We start from the raw sequence: 22,136 nt of genomic DNA, 5'->3' as shown, positions 1-22,136 counted from the left end.
CGATCATGGTGTTCGACCAGCGCGCGTACCTCCGCGACGTGATCGGTCCGCTGCGCGACCGGCCGGGCGGCCTGTCGCCCACCGATCTCGCCCGGCACTACGCGGTCACCCCGCAGATGTCCACGGCCGAGCTGCGCGAGCACCTGGCGGCGGTCCGGCGACTGTGGAACCAACGCTCGAGCGGCGTCGACTCGGCCGCCCGCGTCTGCGCGCAGCTGTTCAGTCGGGACGAGCTGCTGCGCGCCGAGCACGGCGAGGCCATGTTCGAGCCGTCGTGGTGGGAGAAGCGGATCGAGGAGCACGACCAGGGGGCCCGGGCGGAGTCCGAGCGGTTCGCCCGGGACCTGGCCCAGGCGTACGGCGCGCTGGGCCGGATCACCCGGGCGCAGCTCAAGGAGATCGCCGGACACTGGCCGGGGCTGGACGCCGACCAGATCGCCGCAGCGGTCCGGCGCGCCGGCCTGGCCGTGGTCGATCCCGTGGAGCTGCCGACCGAGCCGGGCATGGAACGCACCGGCTACCGGTCGCTGCTCCGACTCCAGGAGCTGCTCGGCGCGCCCACCGTCGTCCAGCTGGTGCACCCGGACGCCGCGCCGTTCCGGCTGTTCGGCGCGGACGCGGTGCCGCTCGACCTGGCCACCGTGCGAGCCCGGACGGAGGAGGCGAACCGGCTCGCCGACGCCGCCGCCGTGCGGCACCGCAAGGAGGCCCTCGGCCTGCTGGAACGGGCCGCCGGCACGGGGGTGGACCTGCGGGCGCTCGCGCTGTTCCAGGTGGTCGACCGGCTCCGGTCGGGGCGGACCAGAGGGCTCGCGGACGGCATGCTGGTCCGGATCGCCACCGACGCCGGGCTGGAGCAGTCCGACGCCCGGTCGGTGGTGGCCAACCTGCCACTCGACACCGACCGGGAGACCGGCCCGGCCGACCGGATCCGTGAGCTGGTCGCCGACGGTCAGCTGCACGCGGCCCGGCAGGCCCTCGTGGTGCTGCCCGCCGACGCCCCGGAGCGCGACGAGTTGCGTGGCCAGGTCGACGTTCTGCTGGGCGAGGTCGAGTCGCTGCGGCGGGCCACCGACGAGGCGGTCCGCTCGGAACGCGAGGAGGAGGCGGCCCGGCTGCTCCGCAAGGCCCTGCGGATCGCCGCCGACGACGAGGACCTCGCCGAACGGCTGGCCGCGCTCCCGCCACCGCCCCCGCGTGACCTGGCGGTACGGGCGGTGGAGACCGGCGTCCGGCTCACCTGGAGCGCGCCACCCGGGCAGGGGACGGAGGTGCGCTACCGGGTGGTCCGGTCGGACCGGCCACCCCGCTCGGCCACCGACGGCGAGACCGTCGCCGAGAGCTCCCTGACGGAGGCGACCGACCTGGCCGCACCGCCGGCCCGACCGCTGCACTACGGCGTCTTCGCGAGCCTCGGTGGGGACTGGTCGCGCCCCGCCGCCGTCGAGACCCGCACCGTGCCCCCGGTGTTGGGCGTGCGGGTGTCGGTCCGCCCGGAGGAGGTGTCCTGCTCCTGGCGGACGCACCCGGCCACCGAGAGCGTCCGGGTACGCCGCACGCTGGGCCGGCCACCGGCCTCCGCCGAGGACGGGGAGCCGGTGAGCGCCAGCCGCACCGGGCTCTCCGACGACATCGGGGACGGCAGCACCGACCGCTACTACGGCATCGTCGCGGTCTACCGGGACGAGCACGGCACCGAGGTCGAGGCGCCGCTGGTGGTGGCCCGCGCCACCCTGCGCGACGCGCCGCCGCCGTACGTCGAGCGGCTGCGGGCGCACGTCACCGCGCGTGACGCGCGGACCGCGACGGCCAGCTTCGTCTGGCTCACCCCGGCCACGGGCACGGTGTCGATCCGCCGGTCGGAGCTGCGCCCGACGTGGACGGCGGGCACCCGGATCCGCCGCGACGAGATGGAGGGGTACGGCGAGGCGCTGGTCAGCGACCGGATCGTGCAGGAGGCGGAGACCCTGCTCGAGGTGTCCGTGCCCAGTGGCCGGTTCGTGTACGTCCCGTTCACCGTGGACCGGGCGACGGACACGGCGGTGGTGGGCGAACCGCTCCTGCTCGGGGTGACCGAGCCGGTCCGTCAACTCGTCGCCCGCCGCACCGGCGACGAGGTGAACGTGGCGTGGGTGTGGCCGCCCTCGGTCAACCTGGCCGAGGTCACGTTCACCCCGCCGCAGGGCGCGCCGACCGTACGGCGGCTCACCCGTGGGCAGTTCACCGAGTCGGGCTGCCGGCTGCGGGTGGGTGCCGGCGGGGGTCGGGTGTCGGTCCGGGCGGTGGAGCGCGGCGCCGGCGGGGAGACGTACTCCGCCACGGAGTCGGTGCCGGTGGACGGGATGCCCGTCGCGTTCGGCTACCACATCCGGCGGGACGGCGGCCTGTTCAGTCGCAAGCGGCTGCTGAGCGTCGAGGTCGACCAGCCGTGCGACGGGGTGGAGCTGCTCCTGGTGGCCGCCTCCGGGGTCGCGATGCCGGCTCGACCCGAGCGGGGCAGCGTGGTGAGCCGGGTGACCGGGCTCTCGCTGCATCCGGACGTGCCGTGGCAGCTGCCGTTCACCCTGCCCACCGGGCTGGCCAAGCCGTACTGGCTGCGCTGTTTCGTGATCCGGCCGCCCGGGGCGCGGGTCACCGATCCGATCGACGAGATGAAGGTGTCCTGACATGACGAGCCTCTCCTGCCCGTACTGCTACGGGAAGATCGACCCCCGCGGGCCGTGGTTCCGGTGCACCGGGCGGCGGTCGCCGGGGAAGGAGCCCTGCAAGCCGCAGTGGGACGAGGCGCGGGAGCGGGAACTCGGCATCAAGGAGCTGGTGCTGCCGTCGTTCGCCGGACCCCGACGCGCCCTGCGGCCGGTGAACGCCGCGCCCTGCCCGCACTGCGGGACCGAGTCCGCGGTCAAGGTCTGCCCGAACTGCCACAGCCGGTTGCCGGCGGCGTTCGGCGAGGGGCGCAGCCCGCTGATCGCCATGGCCGGGGCCCGGCACACCGGCAAGAGCGTGTACCTCAAGGTGCTGTCGCACCAGCTCCGCCATGGCATGGGCCAGCGTTTCGGGGCCGACGTGCGGCTCGCCGGTGACCGGCAGTTCCAGGAGGAGACCGGTGGCGGCACCGACTTCCTCGACCCGTCCGGTGAGCTGTTTCCCGATGGTGGCCTGTACCAGCGGACGAATCAGGCGCAGAGTGGGCGACGCGAGCCGATCGTGTTCGCCTGGCGGCAGAACCGGCGGATCACCGGCTACGACACGACCTTCCTGTCCTTCTTCGACACCGCCGGTGAGGACCTGCTCGACCAGGAGACGGTCGACAACCTCGGTTACCTCGGGGCGGCCGACGCGCTCATCCTGCTGCTCGACCCGTTCATGATCCCACAGGCACGGGACCGGATCCGGCTGCCGGACTCCGCGATCGACAAACACGCCAACACCATCGACGTGGTCAACCGGGTGACCGAGAACCTGCGGATCAGCCACCGTCTCGGTGGCCGCAGGAACATCCCCATCCCGGTGGCGGTCGCCTTCGCGAAGATCGACGCCTTCTTCGACGTGCTCGGCGCCGACCATCCCCTGGTCCGCCGCCCGGAGCCCGGACCCCACTACGACGAGCAGGCCGGCCGGGAGACCCACGAACACGTCCGCGCACTGCTGCACGACTGGGGCGCGGACGACATCGACACCCACCTCACCCACAACTACAAGAAATTCCGCTACTTCGCGGTCTCCGCCCTCGGCTCTGAACCGGACTACGACGCCAACACGGTCGACACGCGCGGGGTCCAGCCGTTCCGGGTCGACGAGCCGCTGCTCTGGCTGCTCAGCGAGTTCAACGTGGTGCCGCGCCGCCAGGCGGCCCGATGAGCGGTCACTTCGAGACGCTGATCTACACCGACTGCCGGCCGGGTCAGGGGCTCAAGGGCAATGCGGGCCTGCAGTTCCAGGCCCGGTCGGCGGACTCCACCGCGGCGGCGGAGGCCCTGGTCAGGAACCACCTGCTCTACGAGCCGCCGTCGCGGTGGATGGCCGACCGGCGACCCGTCGCGCAGTACCCGCCCTCGTTCGCGCACATCAGCTCCGACGGTGTGCTGGCCACGGCGGCCGGGCTCTACCTGGGCCGGGAGGCGAACGGCAGCCGGGAGGGCAACCAGCTCACCCACGCCGTCGTCACCACCGACCCGGCCAGCTACGGCGACCTGCGACCGGCCCAGCTGTTTCAGGCCAGGTTCTGGTCGACCGAGCCGGCGCCCACCACCCGGTCCGATCCGGTGCGGCTCGACGACGGGGTGGGGGCCGACCACTCCCCCGTACGGGCGCAGGCCTTCGTCCTCGGTCAACCGAACGGCCGGGAGACGTTGCTGGCGCTGGTCTCCGCGCTCGCCGAGGCCGGCCGGCCCGGGCGGTCGCGGGTGCTCTTCGTCGGCGACGACATCGCCTCGATCGTGGCGTGGCTGGTCGCCGGCACCCTCCTGCTGCCCCGCGAGCGGGCGTTGGAGCTGGGCTTCAAGATCTACTCGACCGATCCGGCGCGCTCGGCGCTGCCGGTCGTCGCGGTCCTGCCGGAGTTCGCCGGCCCGGCCGGCCGGATCGACAACCCGCTCGGCTACGCCGTGTTCGACCTGCACCGCCACCAGCACACCCCGGTGGAGCCGACCGCGTCCGCCCGCCGGTGGGTCGACCTCTTCCTGACCGAGGATCCGCGGGACGTGGTGGACGCCCTGGGAGTCGCGACGGCGTCCGGGCTGACCGGCGACGACGCGGCGGAGGAGGCCGCCGCCGCGCTCGGCCTGGCCGCGATCCTGCACCGCCTACCGGACCCCCGGCACGCCGAAGCCATCGTGGGCTGGTTGCGCACCGGGCCGGAGGGGATGCGCCGGGCGTACGGCGCCGACGTGGCGGACCTCTTCGCCGAGACTCCCGAACGCTGGGAGCAGCGGGTGCTGGTACTGCTCGACGAGGTCGGCTGCGACGGCCTGTTGCCCGGCAAGGCGGCGGACGTCCGACTCGCGCTCATCATCAGCGAGGTGGAGGACGCCCGTGTGCACGGCGTGGTGACCGACCGTCGGCTGCCTCCGCTGCCGGCCGGCGAGTGGCGCCCCGACCACGGCGAGCAGGCCCGGCAGTTGCTCACCGAGGCGCTCACCTCCGGCGTGACGCCGGACCGGTTCGCGGCGCTGCTGTGGGTGGCGACCCGATTCGACGTGGACGTACGGTGGCCGGACATCGCCCGGGCCGCCGAGGATTTCGTCGATTACTGGGCCGACCACCCCCGAGGTGTCCGCGCCCGCGGGCTCGCCTGCCGGGACGAGCTGGAAAAGCGGCTCCTGGCGGCGCTGGAGGATCGCGCCCGGCGCGGCGCGAAGGAGCGGGCGGAGGTCGGCGACGGCTGGTGGCGGCAGCTGCTGCCCCGGGTCGAGAGACTGCCCTCTCCGCTCGCGGAGGCGGCGTTGGGCGCGGCGGTGCGGCACGGCGACGAGCGGGACTCGCTGATCAAGCGGTACCTGACCGGCAGCCGGGACGATCCGCGTGGCTTCTCCGAGCTGGCAGGGGCACTGTGGAGCCAGTCCGCGCCGACGACGCCGGAGCTGGAACTGCTGCTCGACCTCGCCCCGGACGGCGCGCGCCTGCCCGGCCGGGTCTTCCGGAAGGTCAACGAGGAATGGACCAGCGGCCGTACGGCGGACCGGCGCCTGTTCGACCTCTGTCACCGGCTGGTCGCCCGCGACCTGATGGCACCCACCCCGCGGCTCGCCGCCGAACTGGCCGAGGACGCGAAACTGATCGACACCATCGCCGCACTGGGCCGCGGCCCCGACCAGCGTCGCAGGGCGGCCCTCCTCCGCCAGCTGCGCGACTGCCCCGCGCGGCTGGTCGAGATGCGGCAACCCGAGGTCGTCGTGGCGCTGAGCCGGGTGGTGGCCTTCCTCAATCTCGACGGGGTGTTGGACCGGCATCCGGCCCTGCGTGCGCCCTTCGTCGACCGGCTCGTCACCGCGTTGACGACCGAGGACGGCGAGGTGCCCGCGGTGCTCGCCTACTACCTGGTCGCCAGCTCGACCACACCCACCGAACCGCAGATCAAGCGCCTCACCCAGGCGCTCGGGCAGTGGTTGACCCGGTCCCCGGACGGCCCACTCGAACGCGCCGGCCACCACTACGCCCAGCTCGACGAGGCCTGGCGCACGGGTTGGCAGCGGTACGTCGACAGTTACAGCGGGCGGCGCCGCAGGTACCGCCTCGCCCACCCGTTCCGGGACCGGTGACCCGTGCGGTTCATCGGGCGTCTCCTCCACTTCGCCGTCAGCCTCGGCCTGCTGTTCTCCGTCGCCCTGCCGCTGGCCTACCTCACCGCCGTCGCCGGCCTGGCCGCGGGAATCGCGGTGGTGCTCGGGGTCGCCGGTGTCGTCCTGGTCGGCCGCGCCCCCTGGGTCCGGGTACGCACTCCCGACGACGTGCACGGCGGCGCGCTGGCGGGTCGGGTGGCGCCGGCCTTCGTCCGGCGTGACCGGGCCTGGCCGCAGTACTTCGCCGTCCAGGTGCTGCTCGACGCCCGGGCGTCGGTGGAGCGCGTACGGCTGATCACCCGCCAGGTCTGGGTCCGGCCGCGCCGGTGGGCCCGGGCCCACCGGGTGCGGCTCTGGTGGCCGTTCTACGTGCCGGTCCTCGCCGTGCAGGCCGGGGCGACGCTGGGTGTGGTGGCCGGGGTGCTGGGCGCCGGGCTGGTCACCGTCGGGGTCTCGGCGGTCGCCTGGCTCGTCGGCGTGCCGGTGGTCCTGCTGCTGCGCGGGGTGGACGCGGGCTGGCAGAGAGCGCTGGGCGCCCGGGCCAGCTGCCGGCACTGCCACCAGCTCGCGGCCGTTCCCACGTACCGCTGTCGTGGCCCGCACCCGCCCGGCCACCGGTTGACCGGCGCGGACCTGCACCGGGACCTGCGCCCCGGGCGGCTCGGCGTGCTCTGGCGACGCTGCGGCTGCGGCGAGCTGCTGCCCACCACCGTCCTGCGCGCCGCGTTCAGTCGCCGGTTGGAGGCGTGCTGCCCGAGCTGCGGGGAGCTGCTGCTGCCCGGTGCCGGGGTGGTCACCGACGTCCGGCTGCCGGTGTTCGGCGCCGCGTCGGCGGGCAAGACGCAGCTCATCATGTCGGCGCTGGCCGGCCTGGAGCGGGCCGCGAAGCAGGCCGGAGTCGAGGTGTCCCTGGCCGACGAGCACAGCCGGCAGCGGCACGAGGTGTACGCGCGGCTCATGCGCGAGGGTGCGTCGCCGGCCAAGACCGAGGCGTCCGGGCCACCGGTGGCCGTCACCCTCCGCTTGGCCCGGGGGCCACGGGTGGCGCTGGTGCATCTCTTCGACGCGGCCGGCGAGAACCTGGTCGACCGGGAGCAGAACGCCCGGCTCGCCTATCTGGACCACGCGCGTTCGCTGATCTACGTCCTCGACCCGTTCTCGATCCGCCGGGTGCGCGACGGGTTCGAGAGCGGCGCACCGGAGGTCTTCGCCGCGGCGAACCCGGCGACCTACGACCCGGAGGACGCCTACAACGCGACCGTGCAGCGGTTGCAGGAGTACGGCGTGCGCACCGACCGTCGGCGACTCGCCTTCGTGGTGTCCAAGGCCGACCTGCTCGAGAAGATGTCCGCCGGTCCGGGGGGCCCCGGCGGGGTCCCGGCGTGGTTGCGGGAGAACGGGCTACGCAACCTCGTGCTGTCCGCCGAACGCGACTTCCGGGAGGTGCGCTTCTTCCTGGTCTCCGGGCGGGACGCCGGCCCGGACGGCGGCTTCGGGCCGGCGAACTGGATCCTCGGCAGAGAGTGGAGCGATCTTGGCTGAGCAGGGGAAGGGATGGGTGCCGCCCGGCCACCGGGCGGCCCGGCTGGTGATCCTCGGCGCGTTGCTGGCCGCGTTGGCCGCCGGCGTCGCCGCGCCCGCCATGGCCGGCCTCGCCCGGGGCACCTGGGACCAGGCCGCGCAGGTCGTCGCGTACTTCCTGGCGCCGCTGCGGGGCGGGGCCGAACCGGTGCCCCCGACCACGCCGACACCCACGCCGGCCAGACCGAAGCCGAAGCCGACGCCCAGCCGGACCCGCTGAGGTCAGCCGGCGCGGATGACGGTGCCGTGCGGCCCGACCGACAGGTGCAGGGCCGCCTGGACCGGATGGGCGAAGACGTGCTCGACCAGGGGTTCCCGCACCAGCCGGTCCAGGGCGTCGCGGATGCTGCGCACCCCCAGCCGCAACGCCTCGGGCCGGCGCATCAGCTCCTGCACTCGTGCCACCACGGCCCGCTCGTCGACGGTGAGCCGCACCCCTTGCCGTGCGGCGCTGGCGACAAGCTGCGCCAGCAGCTTGCGGACGATCCGGTCGACGAACTCCGGCCGCAGGATGTCGAAGACGGTGATGCCGCCGCCGAGCCGGCCGAGCAGCTCGGGGCGGCCCAGGGTGGCGGTGAAGTGCTCCCGAACGGCGCGTTCGAAGTGCGCGGTGACCTTCTCGTAGTCGGGCAGTTCGCCGCCGTCGAGCCAGCCGTACGTCTCCGCCGCACCCAGGTTCGAGGTGAAGATGATGATGGTCTCGGAGAAGTACGCCGTGTTGCCCAGCGCGTCGGTGAGCCGCCCGTCGTCGAGGACCTGGAGGAACTTGTCGAACACCGACGCGTGCGCCTTCTCGATCTCGTCGAAGAGCAGCACGCTGAACGGCCGCTGACTCACCCGGTTGGTCAGCTCGCCGCCGCGCTCGTGCCCGACGTACCCGGGCGGCGCGCCGGTGAGCCGCTCCGCGGAGTGCGCCTCGGCGAAGGTCGACATGTCGAACCGGGCCAGCGCGGTCTCGTCGTCGAAGACGAATTCGCTCAGCGCCCGGGCCAGCTCCGTCTTGCCCACGCCGGTCGGCCCGACGAAGAAGAAGATCCCCTTGGGTCGGGACTCGGCGTTGTGCGGGTCGGCCACGAAGTCGATGCCGACGGTGGCCGAGGTCAGCGCCCGGCGGACCCGGTCGACCGCGACGGGTTGGCCGATGACGCGCCCGCCGACGGCGGGGCCGAACCGGTCGAGCCGGTCGCGGACCCGACGCCAGGGGTCCTGCCGCGGACCGAACAGGGTGCGCTTCATCAGCGTCCGCGGTTCGTCGAGCGGGACCTTCTGCAGGTTGCTCATCCGCCACAGACCGTCCAGCTCGGTGATCGCCATCCCCTCGCTCAGGTTGGCCAGCACCCGCAGGTCCTCGGGGACCTTGCGGGCGGTGGCCGCCTCGTGGAAGTGACGGGCCTGCTGGTGGAGGTAGACGTGTCGTTCGTCGAAGGTGGGCAGGGCCGCCTCGACGACCTGCACGTACGGGCGGTCCCGGTAGAGCCACGCCGGCAGCGCCGCCAGGTCGTCGGCGACCAGCACGAGCAGGTTGCGCAGGGTGCCGCTCTGGGCCGCCTCGGTCATCGCCTTCGCCACGGTGCCCAGCAGGCGCCGTTCGGCGTCGCCGCCCCGGTCGGGTGGCGACAGCAGCAGGTCGGCCTGGTCGACGAGGAACGCCGACGAGGTGGTGGGCTGCCGCAGCACCCGCCGGACCGCGGCCATCGCGTCGTACGGGTTGGTGAGGGTCGGCGGGGGCGCGTCGCGCAACGCGGCGGCGAACCTGCCCCGGGTGGCTCCGGCCCGGTCGGTGGCGGCGGACGGCTGACCGGAGGCCGCCCCGGTGCCGCCCCCGGCCAGCCGATCGAACTCCCGCTGGTCGTCGTGGCTGGCGAAAGTCAGCCCGTCGACCGGGTCGTAGTAGCCGGTCAGTTGGTAGCCGAAGATCGACAGCAGGCCGGTGACCGCGGTGCGCAGCGGGTGGAACGAGCGGTCCCAGCGGACCAGGTCGCGGACGTTGCCATGGATGACGACGTGCCGGCCGCGGGCGATCTCGGCGGTGACCCGCTCCAACCAGGCCGCTGCCGGTGGCGCGGTGGGCCGGCCCGCCGCCCCGTCGGTCACGACCGGCTCCGGTCGTCGTGGACGGGCCGGGTCAGCGCCTGCCGGGCCGGCGGGCGGGGTTCACCGGGCTTGCCCTCCCAGTGCAGGCCGTCGGCCTCCACCCCCTGACCGGCGAGCTCGACGTGGAAGCGTTCGAGCAGCTCCTCGGTCAGGTCGCAACGGGAGGTCCGGCCGTCCACCGTGCGCTCGACGACCGTGTCGGAGCCGTCGGTGCGGTACTCCAGCCGGTTGCCGTCGCCGTCCCCGGCGTGCACGGTGAGCTCGATGGCCGAGCCGTCGGCACGTTCGGCGAGGAAGACCACGGCGTCGGGCCGCTCGGTCAGGCTGTCCGGCACGACTCGGAGGCCGGCGGCGGGCAGCGCCGCGCTGGCCGCCTCCACGATGAGTGCCACCCGTTCCAGCTGGTCGAGTCGGGCGTCGGTCGCCGCGGTCACCGCCTCGACCCGACCGCGCAGGTCCGCGACGCGCCGCTCCCAGCGGTCGGCGTTGCCGCCGGCGGCCTCCCGCCGCAGACCGGTGACCTCGGCGCGCAGCTCGGCCTCCCCGTCCACCGCGACACCGGCCGCTTCCGCGTCGGCCAGCACGGCCGAGAGCTGGGCCGACAGCTCGTCTGTCTCGGTGGCCAGGCGCAGCAGGTGGGCCTGGCGGTCGCGGACCGTCTCCAGGTGCGCCCCGACCGCCTCGCCGAGCCGGCGATGCAGGTCGGCGAAGCCGCGTGGGTCGCCCGCCCGCCGCCGGGTCTCGTCCAGCAGCACCGCGATGGTGCGGTGCCCCACCGGGTCGAGCTGTTCCGCGTCGGCCAGCCCACGCAGTGGCGCGACGGCCAGCTCCACCGCCCGGCCCTGTTCCTGGCGGGTCAGCTCCTGGGAAACCTCGGCGGTGAGCTCGTCGGCGCGCCGTTCGGCGCCACGCAGCTCCCGGCCGAGCCGGCTCAGTCCCGCCTCGTCGGTGGGGCGGCGCAGGCCGGCCACCCGGTCCGCCTCCACGGTGACCCGGGCATGCTGGGGCAGTCCCCGCGAGGTGTCGGCGAGCTGGCGAAGGCGGGTGGCCAGCGCGTCACGGCGGACGTCCGCCGCCCGTACGCCGGCTGCGAGACGCTGTTGGCGCTGCTCCTCCCGGCGTCGTCGGCGTTCCTCCTGGCGCCGCCGCCGCGCGGCCTCCAGCTCGGCGCGGCGGGCCGCGTCGAAGTCGACGGTCGTGTACTTGGGGCTGCCGGACATCATCGGCCTTTCTCGTCGTCGGAGGGGGCGGTGGCCGGGTCGATCGTGATCCCCTGGGCCCGCATGGCGGTCTCGAATCCGGCGCGGAAGTCGGGCACCGGCGGAACCCCGATCCACTGCACCCCGTCGTCGGCCAGCCGCAGCTCGATGCCGGCGGAGGTGTCCTCGGGCGGCGGCGCATGCCGGTCGGTGAGGAAGTGCAGGCGTTGGTTCGCCGAGCCGCGCCAGCGCAGATCGGCGTGGCGGGCGGCCACGTACGGGCCGTCCACCAGGATGTCGAGCTGGCCCAGCAGGCGGAGCTGGTCGGGGTCGCCCTGCCGCCGGAGATGTTCGACGGTCCACCCGCTGAACGACATCACCGACCACTCGCGGTCGGCCCGGATCCGGGTGACCAGTGCGCTGAGTCCGGCGGCCTGCGCCATCGGCTCACCGCCGGAGAAGGTCACCCCGGTGATCTCGGGTGACAGGCCGCCGAGCCATCCGGCCAGGTCGTCGACGCTACGGGTGGTGCCGCCGGTGAACGGCAGGTCCTCCGGGGCCACGCAGCCGGGGCAGCGCAGCGGACAACCCCGTACCCAGATCACCGCGCGCAGGCCCGGCCCGAGCACGGTCGTCCGGTCGGCGACCCGGCTGATCTCCAGCGTCGTGGTCATCGTCCACCTCGTGGAAAGGGATCGGACGCCCCGGCGGCGACCATCGCGCACCACGGGCAGTCACGGCGCCCACGCGGGTACACGTGGGTCGGCACGGCGGGGCACCCGACCAGCCGGTCCCGCGCGTACGCCAGCGCGGCCGCCCAGGAGCGCGGGCCGGGCCGGGCCGCCGGCGCGTCGAAGCCGGAGTCGAGGGCCTCGCCCAGCCGGCGCCGCAGCACGTCGGGCAGCACGTCCGGCGGTACGGCGGCGGCCGGTGCCCGGACGTCGGCGCCGAGCAGCCGGCAGCGGCGCGTCCGGACGTTGTCGACCTCCTCGACCGGGCCGGTTGCGTCGGGCGGCACCCCGCCGTAGGGGTGGAAGCCGAGGCAGGCGAGTTGAGCGGTGAGCACGGCCAGCGCCCAGTCGTCACCGGACCGGTCCCGCCGGTGCCCCGCCGCGCCGAGATCCTCCGGGGCGGTGTACTCGGGACGGGAGAACGGGCACGGCAGGTCCGTCCCGGTCGTCGGGTCGTGCAGCTGCCAGCCGTCGACGTCGATGAGGCAGACGCCGCCGGCGGCGGTGACGAAGACGTTGGCCGGGGCGAGGTCGCCGACGACGTGCCCGCGCTGGTGCACCGCCTCCACGACCCGGGCCAGCTCCTCCGCCACGGTGAGCCACCAGACCCAGGTGACGCCCGGCAGCATCCGGGCCCGGGCGACCGGGTTGAACAGCAGCGGCAGCGGGGCGAACCCGGGTGGCGCGAGCCGCGGGGCGGCGTATCCGACGAGGCGGTCGTCGGCCCGCCGGTGTACGGCGGCGGACGGCCAGGCCACCACCGGGCGGCCGGCCCGCCCGGTCCAGCCGGTCGGTTCGGCGAGCAGCACCCGGATCCGGGTGGCCAGCTCCGCCGGGTCCACGCGGTGCAGCACCTTCGCCACGGTGTCGGGCCGGTTCCGCAGCCGGAAGACCCGGCCCTGGGAGCCGACCGAGCCGACCGGCGCGGCCAGGCTGTCGGCCGTCCGACTGCCGTCCCGGCCGACCAGCCACACGTCGAGGGTCATCGCGGCACCGCCAGCAGCAGGGTCCGGTCGTCGTCGGTGAGGGCGCCGACCCGCCGGCCGCCGAGCACCCGGGTCAGTGCCGTCGGGTCGGGATCAGCGGCCTCGACCAGCGCGAACAGCTGGGCGAACGCCGCTGCGGCGGCCTGGCGGGGCTGGCTGCCGTCGTACTCGACGAGGAGGTTGTCCAGGCCGTCGGTGCACACCGCGAGCCCGGTGAGATCGGGCAGCCGGGCGACCAGCCGTCGGGCGCGCCGGCGGGCCCGGGCGGCGGGCAACAGGGTCGTCACGCCGGGCGGCTGGTCCGCGCCGCCCGGCGGGGCGAGCAGCAGGTCGAGGTTGCCGTCGGCGGCCCGGACCACGACGGCGCCGTCCCCCACCGCGAGCACGGCCACCCAGGGTGGACGGGCCACCACGACGGTCACCGTGGTCGCCAGGTCCTCCGGGTCGAGGTCACCCGCGGCCCGGGCCAGCGCCCGGGCGGCACGGCGGAACCGGCGAGACAGCCGGTCCCAGGCGACGTCGAGCAGTCGGGACCAGTCGGCGGCGGTGGTCGGTGGCCCGTCGGCGGCGAGGGCGACGAACACCCGCACGGCGAGGGTGACCACCAGGGACGCCCCGGTCGCGGCGCACCGCCGGCTGCCGGCGCCGTCGGCGGCGACCAGCAGCAGAGTGCCGTCGACCTCCCGCATCGCGTAGGCGTCCTGGCCGCTGACTCCGGCGCGGGCGTGCGCCCCGCCCGCCACGCTGCCGCCCAGCACCGACCAACGCGCCGTCATGGGAGATCGTCCCCGTAGACCTGGCTGCGCACCCGGTCGAAGTCGACATGGTCGGAGGTGGCCACGAGGATCAGGTCGAGCAGCTTGCGCAGGTCGAGGTCCGCCAACGGGAAGTAGCCGCTGGGGGTGGCGAGGGCCCGCATCACCTCGTCGTCGACTCCGGGCACGCCGAACGCGAACAGCTGCATCCGCCGCGTCGACCGCCACTGCTCCAACCGCCGGGCGAGCGGCCGCCAGTCGTCGGTGGGGTTGCCCTCCTCGTCGGTGGGGGTGCCGTCGCTGACCAGGATCAGCCGAGGCCCGCCGGTCTGCTGGGCGTGCACCGTCTGTACGTGCTGGCGGCGCTGCTCGACGAGGTCGAGGGCCAACTCCACTGCCGGAACCATCGGGGTCGCGCCGCCCGCGACCAGGGCCGGCAGGTCGAGCCGCGCCGCGGGTACGAAGGCAGCGCCGTCCTCGGCCGAGGCCGTTCCTTGGCCGGAGGCCACCTGTACCCCGCCCGCGCCGAACGTGACGACCACGAACTCGACGTCCCGCAGCGGTCCGCGGCCCTCGGCGCGCACGGCGGGCAGCCAACGGGCCAGCTCCTGGTTGAGCGCATCGATCGCGCGCACACCGTTGCTCTGGGTGGCCGCCATCGACCAGGAGGTGTCGATCAGGAGCGCCACGAACCGCCGCCGGTGGGTGTCGGTGACGAACGGGATCCCGTCCGACTCGTCCGGCCCGTCCTCGAACAGCGCGAAGGGGTTCACGGCAGGACCCGCTCGGCCAGCCAGCGGTCGCCCGGGTCGGGGCGCCGGCGGACGACCGCGCCCGGCGGGGGCGCCGGTCCGTCGCCGACCCACCAGGCGGCGATGACCACCCCGCCGGTCTCGACGAGCCCGCGCGGCTTCAACGTGGCGTGCACGCTGCCGAGTTCGTCGCCGGACGGCGAGGGCCGCCGGGCCGCGTGCCCGGCCCGGGAGACGCCGGCCCGGAGCCGGGCGGAGAAACTCGCCACGTCCCTACCTGACGGACCGCCGCCCGGCTCAGCTGCCCGCACCGTCGGGAAAGGACCACCCCACGCCGTATGCGTAACCCTGCTGCAACCCGTCGAAGGCCGAGGTCACCTCACCCACCGCGTCGGGATGCAACCGATCCGGGCCCGGGCTCCGGTCGTCCACGGCACGGGGTGGGACGCCGTCGAGCCGCCACGCGGTCACCGGCCCCCGGTCCTGCGGGAAGCGCAGCCGGACGGTGCAGTGCGCGCACGGTGTCAGCGGCTGGAAGACGTAGTGCTCCCGGACGGCCTGCCCCTCGGGTACCCGGTAGTGCACGCAGATCTGGTGCCGCTCCCCCGGTGCCAGGATCCGGGGCAGAGCGAGGGTGAGCCGGAAGACCTGGCCGGCGTGGTGCCGGGTCAGCTCGCGGATCCGCGCTCCGTACAGGACGTCGGGTCGCACGTCGTGCCCCGGGGCGTCGTCACCGGGTCGGCGCGGCAGGCTGAACTGCACGGTGATCCGGTCGATCGGCCGGATCGCCACGACATCCCGCGTCTCGTAGAGCTCGGGAGTCGGTGTGTCGAGCCGCAGCAGCGCGTTCATCGCGTGCACGTGCCAGGCGGGACCGGGCTCGGACTCCTCGACCGGGTTCTCCGGGACGGCGGCGCGGACCAGCCGGGCGACCGCCTCGTCGATCCGGCGGCGGGCGGTGCGCTGCTGGACCGAGAGCTCCGCGGCGAGCCGGTCGGTGCGGCGGTCCAGCCGGAGGTAGGCGTGGGCGGGATCGAGGGCGTACGCCAGCTCGACGGCCCGGTGCAGCTCGCGGGGCATGTCGGCGGCGAGGGCGAGCAGGGTGGCCCGCACCTTCGACCGGGTCACCGCCTCCGGCTCCGTCGGTGAGGCGCCGCAGAGGTCGGCCAGCCGTGGGCCGAGTCGGCTGCGCAGCGGGCTGCGCTGCAGGCCCGCGCCACGGCGGAGGTCCAGCAACTCCTGGCGGAGTCCGGCCTCGTAGGCGGGACGGGGTTCGATCCCGGCAGGCAGGGTGCTCTCCCTTCCGTGGGTGGTCCGTCAGGACGGTGCGGAGGCTACCGCCACCGCGCCGCGCTCGCGGCCCCGTTGATCGCCGGCCGTGCCGGGCGCGACCACATGCTGGCCAGAAAATGGGCCATTGTCTGGCCAGTGTCGATGGCTCGTGAGCGCGAAAATGGACCCGCTCACGTCGCATTCTTGGGGGGACGGGACCGTACCGCCGTCATGTGGTCGAACACAGTGGATGGTCATAGCACATGCCGGTCGGTGTGCGGAGCCGCCGATCGGTCGAATGGGGAACGGGCGTCGGCTGCCCTGACGGACCTGTCCGGCCCGACGCGTGGTCCGGCGCGCTTCGGCGGATCCGCCCGCGGTGTCGCCGTATCGGCCCTGCGGCCCGGCGATTCCGTCATCGAAGTACCGCGAACCGCTCGTTCGCCGGGCCGGGGCTCGCCTCCGCCGTCCATTGGAGACATTGTTACTGCTCGACCACGACACCTCTTCGCACGCAATTTGCAGATTCGAGACGGTGACTCATTCCACGAATTGGAGGGGGCGTCATGAGGAACGCGGATGATTCGACCTCCCGACCTTTCCTGACCAGCTCTGTCAATTTTGCGACACTCGACCGATCGGAGAATTCGCGCCTCCGGTCCGCCGAGGACGAACTGCGCGACCTGGCCCACCGCGGCGAACTTGCCGCCGCCGCGGCGACCGCGGCACAGGGGGTCCGCACCCGACTGACCGGCGCCGCGTACGCGATCGCCTGGCCGATAGTCTTCGCCAGGGTGACGCGGCCGATGGAACGCCGACGCGGGCACTGGGCCTGCGCCACCTCCATCCGGATGCTCGCCGACGACTGTCTCGACCGGCACCACGACGACGTGGAGGCGGTCGTGCTGGACCTGCTCGCCAACGCCAGGGTGCCGATCGTCGACGTCGAACGCTGGCTCTCCGCCCGGCTCACCGCCGCCACCGTCGACGGTCACCGCCGTCGGCGCGGCGGCCGGGGCGCGCTGCAACGGCCCCGAGTCCCGGCCTGGCTGGCCACGGAACTCGGCGACGACCCGTGGCTCACCGAACTGGCGGTACAGATCCTCACCTGGGTCGGCGTCCCGGCCACCGCCGGCATCGAGCTCTGGCCCCTGGACAGTTGGGTGCAGCGCCGCGAGGCCGTGACCGGCGACCCGACCGGTGGCGACGGTCGAGCCCTCCCCCGTGAGATCGAAAGGGTGCTGGCCGCCATGCGACGACGCCCCCGGTGGTACGCCGACTACGTGGAGCGGCCGCTCGGCCGCAAACACGCCCCCGTCCTCGCCGTGCCCGGGGACGGGGTGGCCGACCCCCGGCCGCTGGTGCCGGTCGGGTCGCAGGAACGGGACGAGGCCCGGCTCGCCGACCTCGCGTCCGCCGCCGTGGAGGCGATCAGCCGTGGCCTGCGCGGTGGGGCCGACCCGTACGACACGGTGGTCGAGGTGCTCGGCGCGGTCTTCGGCGCCGACACCGGCGGCGAAGAGATCGACCGCACGCCTGGCGGAGCGGCCGCCACCGAGGAGCGGGTGTCAGTCCTGCTCGCCGACGACGTGGCCGTCCGGCGGATCGTCGACGAGGTGCTCCGGATCATCGCCGACATCCGTCCGTGAGCACGTCGCCCCTACCCGTTCGGTGGCGTCCACCAGGGCGACCGGGTCGGCCCCGGCCGCCAGGGCGGCGCGCCAGGCCTCGGTGAACTCCCGTTCGAGGAGTCGCCGGATGCGGGCCCGCTGCGCCGGGGAGAGCTCCCTCGGTGTCGGTCCCGGGGCGGCCGACGGGTTGTTCACTGCTCCGCCGCCGGGCGGCGGCCGCCGCCCGGCGCGCGACGGAATCGCGACGGACGTCGCCGCGTCGCCGGCCGGGCCGGACGTGGCGCGGCCCGAGGTCGGTCGCCGCTGCCGATCATGGTTGTTCGACGGGTTGGTCCCGGCCAGCCATGATGCCTCCGATCCGCGCCGCACACCATACGTGTCATCCGTCCCTCATCTGACGGACGGGCGGTCGGCGCGACCGCTGCCCGCCGACCGACCGGGTGTACCGATGGCCGGCGGGTGGGCGACCCCTGGGAGGGCGTCAGCGGTACGACTTTCTCCGATGGGACTCCACGTCGCCTCCCCTCGTCAGTCAATCGAACCGGCCTGTACGGGCATTGCACCCCGGTCCGGTGAGCGGTATTCCGGGAAAGGACGGGATCCCGCCCGGTCGCTCGTCGAGGAGGCACCTGCATGTCTGCCGTACCGCTGGATGGTGACGAGGCCTGGGCGGAGGGTTCGTTCCTGGACCGGATCGCGCCCGCCGACCGTCAGGAGTTGCTCGCTCTCGGGGTCACCCGCACGGTGTCGTCCGGCCGGCGACTGTTCACCGAGGGCGCGCGGGACACCCACGTCGAGGTGCTCCGGCGTGGTTTCGCCAAGGTCACCGCGATGGTGGACGGCGTGGACCGGCTGCTGGCGATCCGCGTACCCGGTGACCTCGTGGGAGAGTTCGGCGCGATCACCGGGCAGGGGCGCTCGGCCACCGTGACGGCCTGCGGTGACCTGGTGTCCACCGTGATCCGGCAGGTGGACTTCCTCCGCCTGCTCGACCGTCGCTCCGCCGTCGCGGCCCAGGTCACCGCGGTGGTCGGCGAACGGCTACGGTGCGCGAACGAACGGCGGGCGGAGTTCGCCTATCCGGTGCATGTCCGGCTGGCCCGGGTGCTGGCCGAGATCGCGGCCAGCTGCGGGCGGATCACCGACGACGAGATCGTCATCGGGGTGGCGCTGAACCACACGGAACTGGCCACCCTGGTCGGTGCGGCGACGGACACCACTCAGCGGGCGCTGCGCGTCCTGCGCGCGGAGCGACTGATCCGCACCGGATACCGTCAGATCGCGGTGCTCGACCTGGCCGGGCTCCGCGCGCTCGCGGCCCACGGCGATCGGCACTGACCCGACGCCGGGAGCTGGCACGAGCGACGGTGGGCGTAGCCACCGGTTCGCACGACGGTGCGGTCGGTGGGGCGGGCGGGACTCGAACCCGCGATGCGAACTGCTCGCTGCCACGAGGTGGTCAGTTCGCCAGCCCTTGCCTTCGCAAAAGATCAAGATTACTGTCGGCCCGCAAGGCGATCGGAACTGCCAGGACTGGCCGCATGTCTCCTGACCTTGACCACTCCTCCCGGCCTGCCGGCCCGACTCTGGCCAACGACTACGACAGCTTCGCCGAGGCGTACGCCATCGAGACCGAGTCCAACCTCGTCAACGGCTACTCGCGGTCCTGGACCTGTCCGGAGACGTGGCCGGACGGCGGATCCTCGACGTGGGCTGCGGAGCCGGCCCCCTGCTCGCGGCACTACGCGATCGCGGCGCCCTCGTGACCGGCATCGATCCCAGCGTCAAGATGCTGGACCTGGCCCGGCAGCGGCTCGGCGACGGCACGGCCCTGCATCAGGGCGGTCCGGGCGCCGATCGGCTGCCGTTCCCCGACGCCGCGTTCGACGATGCCATCGCGTGCCTCGTCCTTCACTACCTCGAGGCCTGGACGGCACCGCTCGCCGAGTTGCGGCGCGTGCTCGTACCCGGCGGCCGGCTCATCGGGGCCGTCAACCATCCCTTCGTCTACCACCTGATCAGGCCCGAAGGCGACTACTTCGCCACCGAACAGTGGACCGACGAGTACACGCCAGCCCGCCGTGCTGACGGCCTGGCACCGACCACTGCACGCGATGACCAACGAGTTCACCGCAGCCGGCTTCCGGATCGCCGTCGTGAGCGAACCACCTCCCGCCCCCGGTGCCCGCGAGGCGTTCCCCGACCTCGTGACCTCCCCCTCGGGGTACATCCTGTGCTTCCTGTTCTTCGTCCTCGAGGCTGCCTAGTGCGACAGCGCGCAACGACCGGGCGCACGTAGCCTGATACGGCACTGGTCGCGCCCTCCGACACGGGTCACGCGGGGATACCGAACCCGGCCGGGTGCCGATAGTGTCCGAGAATCGCACCGCCCGTACATCCGGAGGGCTCCGTCATGAGGTTCGGACTTCCGTGGCTGCCCCGAACGGTGGCCACCGTGCTGCTTCTTCTCGGAGGGGTCGGCGTGCCCGCCGCGTCCGCCTCGGCGGCTCCGGCGGGGGCGGACCTTACTGCCGACCTGGCCGGCGGGACGATTCCGCTGGGGGTCACGAAGAAGACGCTCCATCTGAAGATCAGCAACCGGGGCGACACGACCCCGACCCGGGTCGTCGTCCGGGTCGACGCGTCGGATCTGGACCGGTTCGATTTCAGGATCATGCTCTGGCCGACCGGCGGGCCGCGTGACTGCGACGGCGATTCCTCCGGCTGGTACTGCGAACTGCTGCCGGATCAGCTTCCGGGGCCGGGCGAGACGGTGGAGCTTCCCATCCTCGCCACCGTCCAGGCCGAAGAGCCCCTCGCGGGCCGGATCAAGGTGACGGTCGAGGTCAGACCGGAAGACACGAATCCGGTCGACAACACGAAGTGGTTCTCGATCGAGGTGGTGGACAACCCTGAAGCCGACCTCTCGGTGATCGCGCCGGACGTGACGCAGTCGGTGCGGATCGCTGCCGACGGCAGCCTCGCATCCACCGGCACGTTGAATCCGGGCGAGACGGGCGCGGTGCGCTACACGATCGCCAACCAGGGGCGGAAGCCGGTCGATGGCGTCAAGGTCGAGCTGCGCCTGCCCGCGGGCGCGACGTTCACCAGGCCGCCGGGTGAATGCGTCCTCGGTGACGCCGGGCGTACGGCGGTCTGCACCTACGACCGGCTGGCCCTCGTTCCTGTCGACCAGGACACCGACCCGAACGACCAACTCCACTCCGCCGTCGAGCTGTACCACCTGGTGACGGTGTCGGCCGCCACGAAGGCGCCGGTCACGTTGCGGAACGGGACCGTCCGGGTGGAGGGCCTGAGCGACCCGCGGTCGGACCGTTCCGGCCCGGCGCGGAGCGACCTTCCCACGAACGCCGTCGCCGTACGGGCGGTCGACGTGGACGACAGCGACAACCAGGACGGGTTCGCGGTCGTGGTGGCCGCGAGGAGCAGCGGCGGAGGCAGCGGCGGCGACCCCGGTGACGGTGGTGGCGCTGGTGGTGGCGGCAGCTTGCCGATCACCGGGTCCCAGGCCGGGCTGACCGCCGGGACCGGTCTCGCCATGCTGGTGGTTGGCGGCGTACTGCTGCTCCTGACCCGACGGCGCCGGGCGATCCGGTGACCCTCGACGGGTGACCGGTGCCGGCGGCAGGCAGCTGGCCCTTCAGGACCCCGACCGCCGGGCCGACGATCCAGAGGGCCGCGAGGAGCCGGAACGCGGGCTCCGGCCTGACCAGGGACGGAACCACGACCGGCCGGCGAGGTGCTGGGCAACAACCACTTCCGTCGCCGCATCTTCGGCCGCGCTGCGATGTCGATCGGCCTCGCCGGCGTGACACCGCACGAGCTGCGGCACACGGCGACCAGTCTGGCGGTGCCCGAGAGCGCCTCACGGCTGTTGACGGAGCAACTGCCATCCGCGCTCCTGCCAGGGCTCGTCCCGACGCCGGAGCGCCTCGGCCCGATCTTCGGCTGTGGACCGTGCGAGCTCGGCGTCATCCACGCTCATCCAGCCGTCGCGGAACGCCTGCTCGTATTCGTCCCAGTCTTCGATCTCGACACGCGAATCTCGCTCGTGGAGCACCGGGTCCAGTTCGAGATCGATGTACCGCCAGCCTGCTTCGGTCCGCTCCGGCGGGAGGCATACGTCGATCTCAAGCCGCCGATCGGCGGGATCGCCGACCCACCACGCCACCCAGGGTCGACCCGCGCCGAGGAGGACCACGACCGGTATCGGAAGAGTGCCACTGTCATGCGGAGCACCCCATCGTGAACCAGCCGGGCCTCGCAGCCAGGTCCCGTCACGGTCCTGACGGACGGGCTCCAGGTCGAACCAGAAGATGCCTCCGGGGCGTTTGATCTTGAATAGACGTATGCTCCGGCTGTTCTGACCCTCGTCCACAGGGGGCACGCTAGGGGCAGCACGGATTCGGCCGCTACCTGGCCGCTCCATGGTTCTTCCACACCTGCCGCGACCAACGTACCGAGGTGTCGCAGATCAGTTGGCGGATGAGTGTCGCGCATCAGTCGACGGATGACAGGTTCGCTGTGCCCGCTGCCCCTCGGTGACCGATCAGAGGCGGTCGTCGAGCGCCTGGCCCGCGACGTCGATGACCATTGACCAGACCCACGGGGTCGCCGCGCTTCGGGTGCGAATGGACCGGATGAAGCGCCGGCTGCTGGTGGCGGAGTCGGTGACCGAGGTCAACCACCATGCGAACCACACCGCCACGATCGCCGGCGACCCGCTGCCGCTGAGTCTGTTCAGCCCACAGGCATCGGGCGGGGCCCGATGAACCCGATCCGACCGCCTGATCCGCCGGTGCGGGTCCGCGGGACGGAAAGACCAACCCGTTC

The 22,136-nt window shown here is 73.6% G+C and carries 20 protein-coding genes and 1 pseudogene; 12 read left to right on the top strand and 9 right to left on the bottom strand.

Annotated features, from left to right (window positions below; translation table 11 throughout):
• Window positions 1-5: 5 nt before the first annotated feature.
• From ACPFP2_RS05595 to ACPFP2_RS05575, 5 genes are read left to right on the top strand one after another with little or no spacing between them, the layout of a single operon-like run.
• Window positions 6-2,666, top strand: a complete 2,661-nt coding sequence (locus ACPFP2_RS05595; RefSeq protein WP_424086753.1) for a hypothetical protein — start codon at window positions 6-8, stop codon at window positions 2,664-2,666.
• Window position 2,667: 1 nt separating this feature from the next.
• Complete coding sequence (locus ACPFP2_RS05590) at window positions 2,668-3,861, top strand: hypothetical protein (protein WP_424086751.1); 1,194 nt, start codon at window positions 2,668-2,670, stop codon at window positions 3,859-3,861.
• Entirely contained in the window at window positions 3,858-6,260 is a 2,403-nt protein-coding gene (locus tag ACPFP2_RS05585) for a GTPase-associated protein 1-related protein (protein WP_424086749.1), read from the top strand. Before ACPFP2_RS05590 ends, ACPFP2_RS05585 begins: the two co-directional genes overlap by 4 nt.
• A gap of 3 nt (window positions 6,261-6,263) precedes the next feature.
• The gene (locus tag ACPFP2_RS05580; RefSeq protein ID WP_424086747.1) at window positions 6,264-7,823 is read left to right on the top strand and encodes a TRAFAC clade GTPase domain-containing protein; all 1,560 of its coding nucleotides are present in this window, start codon (window positions 6,264-6,266) and stop codon (window positions 7,821-7,823) included.
• Window positions 7,816-8,082 (top strand): hypothetical protein, encoded by a 267-nt coding sequence (locus ACPFP2_RS05575; RefSeq protein WP_424086745.1) that lies wholly within the window; start codon window positions 7,816-7,818, stop codon window positions 8,080-8,082. Before ACPFP2_RS05580 ends, ACPFP2_RS05575 begins: the two co-directional genes overlap by 8 nt.
• Before the next feature lie 2 nt (window positions 8,083-8,084).
• On the opposite strand, the gene ACPFP2_RS05570 is transcribed toward ACPFP2_RS05575, so the two are convergent.
• Genes ACPFP2_RS05570 through ACPFP2_RS05535 form a run of 8 tightly spaced genes read right to left on the bottom strand, consistent with a single transcriptional unit; the run spans window position 8,085 to window position 15,615 of the window.
• Window positions 8,085-9,956, bottom strand: coding sequence for an AAA family ATPase (locus tag ACPFP2_RS05570; protein ID WP_424086743.1), 1,872 nt, complete (start codon window positions 9,954-9,956; stop codon window positions 8,085-8,087).
• Window positions 9,953-11,179 (bottom strand): hypothetical protein, encoded by a 1,227-nt coding sequence (locus ACPFP2_RS05565; RefSeq protein WP_424086742.1) that lies wholly within the window; start codon window positions 11,177-11,179, stop codon window positions 9,953-9,955. Before ACPFP2_RS05565 ends, ACPFP2_RS05570 begins: the two co-directional genes overlap by 4 nt.
• Complete coding sequence (locus ACPFP2_RS05560; protein ID WP_424086740.1) at window positions 11,176-11,829, bottom strand: 4Fe-4S single cluster domain-containing protein; 654 nt, start codon at window positions 11,827-11,829, stop codon at window positions 11,176-11,178. Before ACPFP2_RS05560 ends, ACPFP2_RS05565 begins: the two co-directional genes overlap by 4 nt.
• A complete protein-coding gene (locus ACPFP2_RS05555) occupies window positions 11,826-12,872 on the bottom strand; it encodes a hypothetical protein (RefSeq protein WP_424086738.1) in 1,047 nt (348 codons plus the stop codon). Before ACPFP2_RS05555 ends, ACPFP2_RS05560 begins: the two co-directional genes overlap by 4 nt.
• Window positions 12,869-13,648, bottom strand: coding sequence for a protein phosphatase 2C domain-containing protein (locus ACPFP2_RS05550; RefSeq protein WP_424086736.1), 780 nt, complete (start codon window positions 13,646-13,648; stop codon window positions 12,869-12,871). The genes ACPFP2_RS05555 and ACPFP2_RS05550 overlap by 4 nt, the downstream gene beginning before the upstream one ends.
• Entirely contained in the window at window positions 13,645-14,400 is a 756-nt protein-coding gene (locus tag ACPFP2_RS05545; protein WP_424086734.1) for a vWA domain-containing protein, read from the bottom strand. The genes ACPFP2_RS05550 and ACPFP2_RS05545 overlap by 4 nt, the downstream gene beginning before the upstream one ends.
• Window positions 14,397-14,648 (bottom strand): hypothetical protein, encoded by a 252-nt coding sequence (locus ACPFP2_RS05540; protein ID WP_424086732.1) that lies wholly within the window; start codon window positions 14,646-14,648, stop codon window positions 14,397-14,399. Before ACPFP2_RS05540 ends, ACPFP2_RS05545 begins: the two co-directional genes overlap by 4 nt.
• 28 nt (window positions 14,649-14,676) lie before the next feature.
• On the bottom strand, window positions 14,677-15,615 hold the full coding sequence (locus tag ACPFP2_RS05535; RefSeq protein ID WP_424086730.1) for a hypothetical protein: 939 nt from the start codon (window positions 15,613-15,615) through the stop codon (window positions 14,677-14,679).
• Between the two features lie 842 nt (window positions 15,616-16,457).
• Between ACPFP2_RS05535 and ACPFP2_RS05530 the strand changes: the two genes are divergently transcribed.
• The 6 genes and pseudogenes from ACPFP2_RS05530 (at window position 16,458) to ACPFP2_RS05505 (ending at window position 20,901) form a co-directional block, all read left to right on the top strand.
• Complete coding sequence (locus tag ACPFP2_RS05530; protein WP_424086728.1) at window positions 16,458-17,300, top strand: hypothetical protein; 843 nt, start codon at window positions 16,458-16,460, stop codon at window positions 17,298-17,300.
• Between the two features lie 615 nt (window positions 17,301-17,915).
• Window positions 17,916-18,620, top strand: a complete 705-nt coding sequence (locus tag ACPFP2_RS05525; protein ID WP_424086726.1) for a Crp/Fnr family transcriptional regulator — start codon at window positions 17,916-17,918, stop codon at window positions 18,618-18,620.
• A 203-nt stretch (window positions 18,621-18,823) separates the two neighbouring features.
• Complete coding sequence (locus tag ACPFP2_RS05520) at window positions 18,824-19,048, top strand: hypothetical protein (RefSeq protein ID WP_424086724.1); 225 nt, start codon at window positions 18,824-18,826, stop codon at window positions 19,046-19,048.
• Window positions 18,967-19,209 (top strand): annotated as a pseudogene (locus ACPFP2_RS05515) (class I SAM-dependent methyltransferase); the annotation flags it as partial. The gene ACPFP2_RS05520 and the pseudogene ACPFP2_RS05515, both read left to right, overlap by 82 nt.
• A 187-nt stretch (window positions 19,210-19,396) precedes the next feature.
• Window positions 19,397-19,549 carry a hypothetical protein gene (locus ACPFP2_RS05510; RefSeq protein WP_424086987.1) on the top strand — a complete coding sequence of 51 codons (153 nt, stop codon included), beginning with the start codon at window positions 19,397-19,399 and terminating at the stop codon, window positions 19,547-19,549.
• A 179-nt stretch (window positions 19,550-19,728) separates the two neighbouring features.
• Window positions 19,729-20,901 carry a hypothetical protein gene (locus ACPFP2_RS05505; protein ID WP_424086722.1) on the top strand — a complete coding sequence of 391 codons (1,173 nt, stop codon included), beginning with the start codon at window positions 19,729-19,731 and terminating at the stop codon, window positions 20,899-20,901.
• Window positions 20,902-21,168: 267 nt separating this feature from the next.
• On the opposite strand, the gene ACPFP2_RS05500 is transcribed toward ACPFP2_RS05505, so the two are convergent.
• Window positions 21,169-21,732, bottom strand: a complete 564-nt coding sequence (locus ACPFP2_RS05500) for a DUF402 domain-containing protein (protein WP_424086721.1) — start codon at window positions 21,730-21,732, stop codon at window positions 21,169-21,171.
• 157 nt (window positions 21,733-21,889) lie between these two features.
• Here ACPFP2_RS05500 and ACPFP2_RS05495 point away from each other — a divergent pair, with 157 nt between their 5' ends.
• Window positions 21,890-22,075 (top strand): hypothetical protein, encoded by a 186-nt coding sequence (locus ACPFP2_RS05495; protein ID WP_424086719.1) that lies wholly within the window; start codon window positions 21,890-21,892, stop codon window positions 22,073-22,075.
• Window positions 22,076-22,136 lie beyond the last annotated feature (61 nt).

The organism is Micromonospora citrea, from assembly GCF_049629545.1.
Classification (GTDB): Bacteria; Actinomycetota; Actinomycetes; order Mycobacteriales; family Micromonosporaceae; genus Micromonospora; species Micromonospora citrea_A.
The sequence above is the reverse complement of the archived record's forward strand: the minus strand, read 5'-3'. Positions and strand labels throughout refer to the sequence as shown.

Excerpts from the sequence above, each read along its gene's own strand:
- ACPFP2_RS05595 (WP_424086753.1), top strand. The coding sequence starts at position 6 with ATGGTGTTCGACCAGCGCGCGTACCTCCGCGACGTGATCGGTCCGCTG.
- ACPFP2_RS05590 (WP_424086751.1), top strand. The coding sequence starts at position 2,668 with ATGACGAGCCTCTCCTGCCCGTACTGCTACGGGAAGATCGACCCCCGC.
- ACPFP2_RS05585 (WP_424086749.1), top strand. The coding sequence starts at position 3,858 with ATGAGCGGTCACTTCGAGACGCTGATCTACACCGACTGCCGGCCGGGT.
- ACPFP2_RS05565 (WP_424086742.1), bottom strand. The coding sequence starts at position 11,179 with ATGATGTCCGGCAGCCCCAAGTACACGACCGTCGACTTCGACGCGGCC.
- ACPFP2_RS05560 (WP_424086740.1), bottom strand. The coding sequence starts at position 11,829 with ATGACCACGACGCTGGAGATCAGCCGGGTCGCCGACCGGACGACCGTG.
- ACPFP2_RS05555 (WP_424086738.1), bottom strand. The coding sequence starts at position 12,872 with ATGACCCTCGACGTGTGGCTGGTCGGCCGGGACGGCAGTCGGACGGCC.
- ACPFP2_RS05550 (WP_424086736.1), bottom strand. The coding sequence starts at position 13,648 with ATGACGGCGCGTTGGTCGGTGCTGGGCGGCAGCGTGGCGGGCGGGGCG.
- ACPFP2_RS05530 (WP_424086728.1), top strand. The coding sequence starts at position 16,458 with ATGGAACGCCGACGCGGGCACTGGGCCTGCGCCACCTCCATCCGGATG.
- ACPFP2_RS05525 (WP_424086726.1), top strand. The coding sequence starts at position 17,916 with ATGTCTGCCGTACCGCTGGATGGTGACGAGGCCTGGGCGGAGGGTTCG.
- ACPFP2_RS05520 (WP_424086724.1), top strand. The coding sequence starts at position 18,824 with ATGTCTCCTGACCTTGACCACTCCTCCCGGCCTGCCGGCCCGACTCTG.
- ACPFP2_RS05510 (WP_424086987.1), top strand. The coding sequence starts at position 19,397 with ATGACCAACGAGTTCACCGCAGCCGGCTTCCGGATCGCCGTCGTGAGC.
- ACPFP2_RS05500 (WP_424086721.1), bottom strand. The coding sequence starts at position 21,732 with ATGGAGCGGCCAGGTAGCGGCCGAATCCGTGCTGCCCCTAGCGTGCCC.
- ACPFP2_RS05495 (WP_424086719.1), top strand. The coding sequence starts at position 21,890 with ATGACCATTGACCAGACCCACGGGGTCGCCGCGCTTCGGGTGCGAATG.